Below are 9,141 nucleotides of genomic sequence, written 5' to 3'. Positions count from 1 at the left end.
CGCCGGCACTCTGAACATAGACCGGCGCCGCCGCCGTGCCGGTGTTCTCGAAGTAACTGAGCGTACCGTCGGCCGCACCCACGATCGCATCCAGATCGCCGTCGCCGTCGATGTCGGCAAAGCTTGCCGTACTGTCAGCGCCGACATTCACGGCGGCCAGCGGATTGGCCGCGCCGGTAGTTTCGACATAGACCGGTGCCGCCGCCGTGCCGGTGTTTTCGAAGTAACTGAGCGTACCGTCGGCCGCACCCATGATCGCATCCAGATCGCCGTCGCCGTCGATATCGGCAAAGCTCGGCGTGCTGCCCGCGCCGACAACAACGCCTCCGAGCGGGTTTTCGCCATCGCCGCCGATGATGGTGTCGTTGCCGCCGGTTGCATTGACCGGATCGGTCGAGACCGCCTGCAGCAGGTTCGTGGTTCCCGGCGTGTAGCTCACCGCGCCGTTGTCGCCGAGGAGGATGTCGGTACCGGAACCGGAGGTAATCGTGTCGCTGCCGAAGCCGCCGACCACGATGTTGTCGCCCTCGCCCACCAGGATCACGTCATTGCCGCCCAGAATCGGATCGGTGCTCATAAAGGATTCCAGCAGACCGGTGGTGGCGCCCCAGTTGAACTCGCCGTTGTCGCCCATCACCAGATCAAGGCCCGCGCCCGCCGTCACGTTGTCGGCGCCGACGCCGGCCAGGATCAGGTTGTTGCCGTCGCCGGTGATGATGGTGTCGATGCCGCCCGTTCCATTCACCAGGTCGGTGGAAGTGGCCTGCAGCAGTTGGGTAGTGCCCGGGATGTAGCTCACCGCGCCGTTGTCGCCGAGGATGATGTCGGCGCCGCTACCGGTGGTGATGGTGTCGTTGCCGAAGCCGCCCAGCGCGATGTTGTCGCCTTCGCCCAGGGTGATGATGTCATCGCCGCCTATCACCGGGTCGGTCGTCGGGTAATACTTGAGCGTGCCGCCGCTCTCGCCCGACGCCAGGTCCAGATCGCCGTCGCCATCCAGATCGGCAAGGATCGGCGTGCTTTGGGCGCCGACATCGAGGCCGTCATACGGATTGGCTGCGCCGGTACGTTCGACATAAACCGGTGCCGTGGCCGTGCCGGTGTTCTCGTAGTACCTGAGCGTGCCGTCGCTGCTGCCCACGAGCGCATCCAGGTCGCCGTCACCGTCGACATCGGCCAGATTCGCCGTACCACCAGCGCCGATATTCACGGCATCGAAGGGGTTGTCCGCACCGCTTTGCAGGACATAGACCGGTGCCGCCGCCGTGCCGGTGTTCTCGTAGTAGCTGAAGCTGCCGTCGGCCGCGCCCACGACCGCATCGAGGTCGCCGTCGCCGTCGATATCGGCCACGCTCGGCGTGCTGCCAGCGCCGACTATTGCGCCATCGAAGGGGTTGTCCATGCCGCTGCGCAGGACATACACCGGTGCCGTTGCCGTGCCGGTGTTCTCGATGTAGTGCAGCGTGCCGTCGGCGGCGCCGATCACCGCATCGAGATCGCCGTCGCCGTCCAGGTCGGCCAGGCTCGGCGTCGCGTCAGCGCCGACATTCAGGCCGTCGAAGGGGTTGGCCGCGCCGCTGCGTGCGACATACACCGGCGCCGTCGTCGTGCCGATGTTTTCGAAGTAACTGAGCGTGCCGTCGACCGCGCCGATTGCCAGGTCGAGGTCGCCGTCGCGGTCGAGGTCGGCAAAGGCCGGCGTGCTGTCGGCGCCGACATCGATGCCATTGAACGGGTTGGTGTCGGTACTGCTGAACGACGTCAGCAGCCCCGTGCTGTCCCAGTTGAACTGGCCGTTGTCGCCAATCACCAGATCGGCCACGCTGCCGCCCGTGATTGTGTCGCCGCCAACGCCGGCGAGCACGATATTGACGCCGTCGCCGGTGGTGATGAAATCGCCCGCGCCGGTCGCTGAGATCGTGTCGGTGGTGCCCGCTTCGGTGAGCGCCACCACCAGGCCGGCGTTGGTCGCCGACGAGATCAGGTAGCCAAGGATGTCCGCGGCAGAGCCGGTGCCGAGGTTGAATGCTGCATCCAGCGTCAGGACCGTCGTGCCCACCGTGCCGCCGGCCGCAACGCCCGTAATCAGCGGCGCCTGGCCGAGCGCCGTGCCGTTGGTCGCCAGCGTGACCTCGAAACCCATGCCGACCAGATCGGCCAGCGTTGCAACGCCCAGTTGCACCAGTGCCGCGTCGAGGTCGCCCGTCTCGACCGTGATCTGGTTGCTGGCGGCGACGTAGCTGACGACATTGCTGGTGGTAGTCGTGTATTCAAGGAAGCCGTTGTCACCGAGGATGACGTCGGTTCCCGCCCCGGTCTCGATCGTATCGACGCCAAATCCGCCTACGACAACGTTGGCGCCTTCCAGACCATGAATCGTGTCGTTGCCGCCGACCGCCAGATCGACGCTGAAGATCTGATCGGGATGGCGGATCATGCCGTCGGCCAGGTCTCCCGGACCGCCGCCGCCCTGCTGTTCGACGATGGTGGCGGTCGGCAGTCCGTCGAGGTACTCGAAGCTCACCATGCGGCCGCGGTCGCCGAACAGGATGTCGTTGGCGGAACCGCCAGTGATGGTGTCGTCACCCTGGCCGCCGAACACCACCAGCGGCAGCGTCGAGGCGAAGGCGCCGACCAGTTCGAGGTAAGCGGGCGTCGCAGTCGTGCCCGTGTTCTCGAAGTACTTCAGCCTGCCGAAGCTCTCGCCCACTACCAGATCCAGGTCGCCGTCATTGTCCAGGTCGGCCAAGCTCGGCGCGCTCTGGACGCCGACACTGACGACATTCAACGGGTTGGCCGCGCCGATCAGCTCGGCGTAGACCGGCGCCGCGGCTGTGCCGGTGTTCTGGAAGTACTTCAGCGTGCCGCCGCTCTCGCCGACCACCGCATCCAGATCGCCATCTCCATCGAGATCGACGAAGCTCGGCTTGCCCGCATTGCCGACATCCAAGCCATCGAATGGATTGAGCGCGCCGGTACGCTCGACATACACGGGCGCCGCAGGGGTTCCGGTATTCTGGAAATACTTGAGCGAGCCGAAGAACTCGCCTACCACCAGATCCCGGTCGCCGTCGTTATCAAGGTCGACAAAGCTCGGCGTGCTCTGGATGCCGGCGTCGATCCCATTGAACGGGTTGGACACGCCGGTCAGCTCGGCATAGGCTGGTGCCGAAGCCGTGCCGGTGTTGCGGAAGTAGCGCAGCATGCCGTCATTGCCGCCCACGACTACGTCCAGATCGCCATCGCCATCCAGGTCGGCAAGGCTCGGCACGCTCAGGTCGCCGACATCGATGCCATCGAAGGGGTTGGCGGCGGCCGTGAGTTCGACATAGACCGGCGCCGCGGCCGTGCCGGTGTTGCGGAAGTAGCGCAGCGTGCCGTCGATCGCACCCACCACCACATCCTTGTCGCCGTCGTTATCCAGGTCGGCGAAGCTCGGTGTGCCCATGGCGACGACATCGATTCCCGCAAGCGGGTTTGCCGCGCCGGTGGCGGTTCCCAGCACCGTATCGTTGTCCGTGATCGTCGGGTAGTCGTTCCACGGGCCCTGCGTGTTGAGGACCAGGATGCCGTCGGTGGTATCGGGGCCGTTGGCCTCGCTGGCCTGCAGATTCACATATACCGTGTCATCGCCCAGGCCGGTGTTCAGTGTGGTGATGGAGCGAACGCCGGCGCGATCCAGCGTACCGTCGATCCAGACGGTATCGGCGCCGAACCCGCTCCACAGCGTCACGCCATTGGCGAAGCTACCGGCGGCGTCGGCACGATAAGTAATCGTGGCCTGGGCCAGGTCGACCCAGCCGTAGGCGTTGTCGCCGCCCGCAAGGCCGCGTACGGCGATTTCGGCATTCGCTGGCTCGCCGGCAATGAGGACGTCGCTGATCACGATGTCGCTATTGGTGAGCGTGCTCGACTCGCCGCTGACCATCAACTGATTGCTGCCGGTGCCGGCGTCGATATTCAGCGCGCCATTGATGTGGTGCAGGTGGCCGGCCAGCAGGCCGATGCTGCTGTCCAGGCTCGCCGCGGCGGCAGAGGAAACATGGATGCGGTCATCGCCGCCGTTGCTGTCGATGTTGGTGACGGCCGTGGTGCCTTGCACGTTCAGTACGTCGTCGCCCGCGCCGAGCTCGATGCCAAGGGTCTCGATTTCGTAGTAGTTGATGCCATCGACCCGGGTGGCAATGAGGGCTGTGCCGGCTTCGACATCATTCGGCCGTGCCACGGCATCCACCGAGTAGCCGGTGGTGAAGACATTGCCGGCGATATTCTCGATGTGCAAGACGCCGTCCTCGTCCGTCGCGCGGAACTCGGGCAGGCCCAGCAGATTGATCTGGTCGGCCAGGGCGCGCGCGACTGTCGCGTGGGTGGCATCCGCCGCGACCACCGTATGGCTGAAGGACAAGGGACCGCTGGTCGCGCTTTGCAGCGTCACCGCCCAGCTCTGGCCGAGCTGCGGCTGGCCGGCGGCGGCGATCCGCGGCGTGGCCGCGAAGAGGGTGCCGTCGCGGCGCACGATCAGCACCGTGCTGCCTTCGGCAACGGCGGCGAATTCGGCATGGGCGCCGCCGTTGATCGCTGCGGCAATGCCGGCAGCGATGGTTTCCAGCGTATTGCCGGCGGCCACCGTGTAGCCATGCACGGTCGGCGTCGTCGCGCCGTCGCTGAGCGCGATCTGCCAGACCTCGCCCGTCGCCGGCTTGCCGGTCAGATTCACCGCTGCCTCGGTCGGCGTCGAGCGGTCGATGGCGGCAACCCCGATATTTACGCCAGCCACCGTGAAGCTGGTCTTGAATACGCCGCCGTCGCGATTGACGATGACCAGTACGCCGCCGTCGTTCACCGCGGTGAACACGTCCGCGGCGCTGGCATTGATGGAGGCGGCAAGCTGGGCCGCGATGGCGGTCTGGCTGTCGCCGGATGCGGCGGTGTAGGCATGGGTGCTGGACACGCCGCGCAGCGAAACCGTGACGCTCCAGACCTTCGCCGTGCCGGTAGTCTGGCCGTTGAGGTCAACCGTGGTGGCGCGCGGTGCTTTCGGATCGAGCTCGGCAAAGCCCTCGGTGCGGCCCAAAGCGACGCTCGTGATCAGCGCCTCATGCTCGTCCGCACCCGCCGTTTCCTGGGTGGTGAGCAGGCGCGTGTCGATGTCGTGGATCGCCAGATAACGATGGGCACCCTGGAAGGTGATGAGGAAGACATTGCCGACCTTGCGCACCGCGAAGTTGTCGGTATAGGGCCGTGACGGCGTGCGGGTGGCGAAATCGAAATCGGGATCGATGTCCATGGTCGCTCCGTCCGGATTCAGGATCGGGCTCAGCGCCTTGAACACGTCGAGGGCGGTGGCGTTGTAGGCGATAGCCCCGGTCTTGAACACTTCCAGCACGCCGCGCTCGTTCTCGATGCGGAAGGACAGCGTGAAGCTGCCGCCGGTAACATTCGGATTTACGGTAACCGTCTGCAGGTTGTTGATTCCGGCGTTCACCGTCGCGCCGTTGCGCAGCGTGGCGATGCGCACATCCACGGACGCATTCGGGCTTGGCACCAGGCCGGTAGTCTGGGCGGTCTCGGTCCAGCGGATCTGCTGCTTGTCGATACCCGCCTGTTCGCGCACGAAGCTGATGGTGTAGGTGACGTCGCCGGCATTGCGCGCTTCGGTGACCACGATATCGTCGGAGCCATAGAGCGCGCGCAGGCGGGTGGTGACGTCGTCGATGCCGTCGCTGGCATCGGTATCCACGGCCGGCAGGCTGTAATCGAGTTCGACATCGGCATAGCCTTCGGCGCGAGTGACCTTGCCGGCTTCAAGGCGGATGTCGAAGGGGCCGCCATCGCGATCGACGATGATGATCCGGGCGTCGGCGACGAGCACCGTGTAACGGGCGGCGGCCGGATCGTCGGCGTTGATCAGCGCGGCGAAGGCGCTGGCAAGCTCGCTCAGGGTCTGCGGCGTACCGGCAATCGTGATGCCGTAGCGCAGATGTTCGTCGTCGAGCGCGTTGTCTATCCGCAGGCGCCAGAGTTCGCCGGCCACCGGCGTGCCGATCAGATCGACCAGCGTGGTGGTGGCGCTGCCGCCATCGATTGCGGCAGCGGCGACGGTGACCAGGGATACCGACGACGCCAGCGCACGTCCGCCCAGGTCGGCGATGACGAGGGTACTGCCGGTCGCTGTCGCCTGCGCCGCGACCCCGGCCAGCGGCGAACCGGCGGGCAGCGCCGCGGCGTTCACCAGGGCGGCGAATCCGGCGGCGATGGCCTGCAGGCTCTGGCCCGTGGTGACCGCGTAGTCGAAGCTGTATTCATTGCCGCCGACCTTGAGCCGGAGGTTCCAGATAGCGCCCGTCACCGGGGTGCCGGCAAGCTGCATGTCGATTGCCGGCAGAAGTTCGTTGCCTGCCGCATCCGTGCCGTGCAGCAGATCAACCGAGCCGGCCGGGCGCAGCGTCGGCAGCAGCACGCCCTGCGCCGTGAAGCTGATGCCCAGGCGGTTGGTGATGATCAGTTTGGCGCCCTCGGTCACCGCGCTGAAACCGGCGTCCAGGTCCTCGTTGATGGCTGCGGCAATCAGGCTTGCCAGCGCCGAGGCGACCTCGGTCGGTGTCCGCAGCGTCGGCAGCGTGGCCGGGAAGACCGGAGGATTGAAGAAGTCGCCGGCCACGACCTGATGGCCATAGCTGCGGGTGATGCCGCCGAACGTCAGCGCCACGCTCCAGGTTTCGCCGACGGCTGCCGTGCCGGATAGTTCCAGCATCGCCGCCGGGGCCGGCGCCAGCAGTACCGCGCCGCCGCCGACGGTGCCGTCGGCCAGGCCGATCTGGAAGCTCGCCGTGAAGGCGCGGCCGGCGGCATCGACGATGAACAGTTCGTAGGAAGTCGGCCCGCCCGTCAGGTTGCGCGCGATCGCCTTGAAGCCGCCTGCGGTGTGGGCGTTGATGACCAGCGCCAGCCCATTGCTGACATCGGCAAGGTCGTCCCCGGCAAGTATCTTGTAGCCGTAGGCAAAGACGCCGCCGGCGGTGCCGATCTGCACATACCAGGTCTGATCGGCGATCGTGGTGCCTTGCGCGCCGAAGTTCACCACGCGGCTGGTCGGCGTCGCGGCATCGACATCGATGCGCGCGGCGGGTACGACATCGAATGTCGGTGCAATCACAGCATTGTCGGCGCGGGCGATGAACAGCACGTTGCCATCGACGAAGGCGGCATAGCCCCTGACCACGCCGGTATTGATCTTCTCGGCGATCGCGGTGGCGATCTGGGCCACGGTTTGCGTCAGACCATTCACGCTCTGCACCACATGGCTGTATTTCGCACCACCGATGGTGACCGTCCAGGTTTCGCCGACGACCGGCGTGGCGCTCGGGGCCACCGTCGCAGCCGCCGCATTGGCCGAACTCAGGGTGTTGCGCGGCGTCACTGTGGTGCTCGCGCCGGTGAAGCTGCCGGTGAGCGGGACGATGACCAGCTTGGTGCCTTCGGCGGCGGCGACGAAGTTGGCGTCGCTCGTAACCACCGGCGTCAGGTTTGTCGTGCCACGGGTGAAAGCCACTGTCGGCAGCGCCGCGGTGCGATTTACCAGCAGCAAGTCGGCGCCGCCGAGCTTGGCGCTGAATTGCGTTCCGGCCAGGGCGTTGAGGGCCTTGGCCAGGCCGGCGATGACATCGGCGAGGCTATCTCCGGCCAGCGCCGAGTAGGCTGCGGTCGCCAGGTTGCCGGCCAGATCGACGCTGACCGTCCACAATTCGCCCGCCACCGGGGCCGCAGTGGTCAGCGCGGCGCGGACCAGGTTGGCGTTGGCATTGATGTCCGCGGCGAGGATCGCGGCGATGACCGCCGGCGACTCGACCACATAGTCGTGGTTCGTACCGCCGATCGTCACGCGCCAGGTCTCGCCGATGCGCGAAGTCCCGACCAGGGCGAAACGCGTCGTGCTGCCGGTCACGGTCTTGGTGACGCTGCCGGAGATCGTTCCGGCGGAACTGATCTGGAAGGACATGGCCGCGCCGCTGGCGTTGGTGTCGACGACGACCAGGGTGTCGCCCTCGACCAAAGCAGTGAAGCCGTTGCTCGCGGCGTTGATCCGTGCGGCGAGGCCCGCGGCGATTTCAGCCAGCGGCACGGTCTCGCGCATCACATGGACGTGGGTGCTGCTGCCGAGGTTCACCGTCAGCCTGTCGCCGGCAACCGGGGTGCCGCTGATCACCACGGTGCCGCCGTCGTAGGCGGCCGCGCTGCCGGCGCCGTTGACGCGAACCGGGATACTGAAGGTGGCCGTGCCCAGCACCACGATGGTCTCGCCGCGGGCGGCGGCATCGACGCCGGAGGTGTCGGTGATTGTCTTGGCCAGCGCGGCGGCAACCTGGGCCAGGGTCTGACCGGCCGTGACGACATGGTTGTACGGGGTTGCGCCGATCGTGACGCGCCAGGTTTCACCCTCCACCGGAACGCCGCGTCCAAGGCCGATGGTGCTGCTCGTAGCGTTGCCGGCAGGCGTATTGGCGAAGGCCCGCGTCACCGCGTAGGAGACCGAGAATCCCTTGCCGAAGTTCGGGCCGGCGGTCGAGACGATGACCGTGGTGCCGTTGAACAGTCCGGTGAATCCGGTCACCAGATTGATCTGGGTCGCGAGATCGGTGGCCAGCGTCGCCAGGTCGAAAGTCACAGGCCGGGTGACGGTCTGGGTCACGCCCTCGGCGGTCAGCGTCACGGACCATAGGTCACCGATCACCGCCGGCCCGAACAGTACCAGTTCGCGGCCGGTGGTCGCGGCCTTCTCGACGATGGATCCGCTCGGCGCCGTGCTGGTCAGCGAAAATGCCTTGCCGGCATTCGCGCCCTCGGTGGAGATGGTCAGCGTCGTGCCAATGGAGCCAGCCTTGAAGCCTGCCAGCGCGTCGATCTGGTTCTTCAAATCCAGGACCAAGCCAGCCACACTGGCGCCGGCAGTCGCACTCACGGTAACCGCGACGCCATCCACCGTAAGGGTCACGGTCCAGGGGTCGCCCGTCGCCACCGGGCCGATGACATCGAAGCTGCGTGAGACAGAAACCGCCGCCAGCGGCGCCGCCGACAGCCTTGTGGTGAATCCGGCGCCGGCCTGGTTGATCACGACCAGCACATTGCCTTCGGCGATGGCGA

1 protein-coding gene is annotated in these 9,141 nt (G+C 66.6%); it reads right to left on the bottom strand.

What is annotated here, in order from left to right:
* A partial coding sequence (locus tag WC493_RS20175; RefSeq protein WP_373067889.1) for an FG-GAP-like repeat-containing protein occupies nt 1–9,141 on the bottom strand: 9,141 nt, incomplete at both ends.

Source organism: Zavarzinia sp. (genome assembly GCF_041650655.1).
Lineage (GTDB): Bacteria > Pseudomonadota > Alphaproteobacteria > Zavarziniales > Zavarziniaceae > Zavarzinia.
This window is presented reverse-complemented; position numbering and strand designations above follow the sequence as displayed.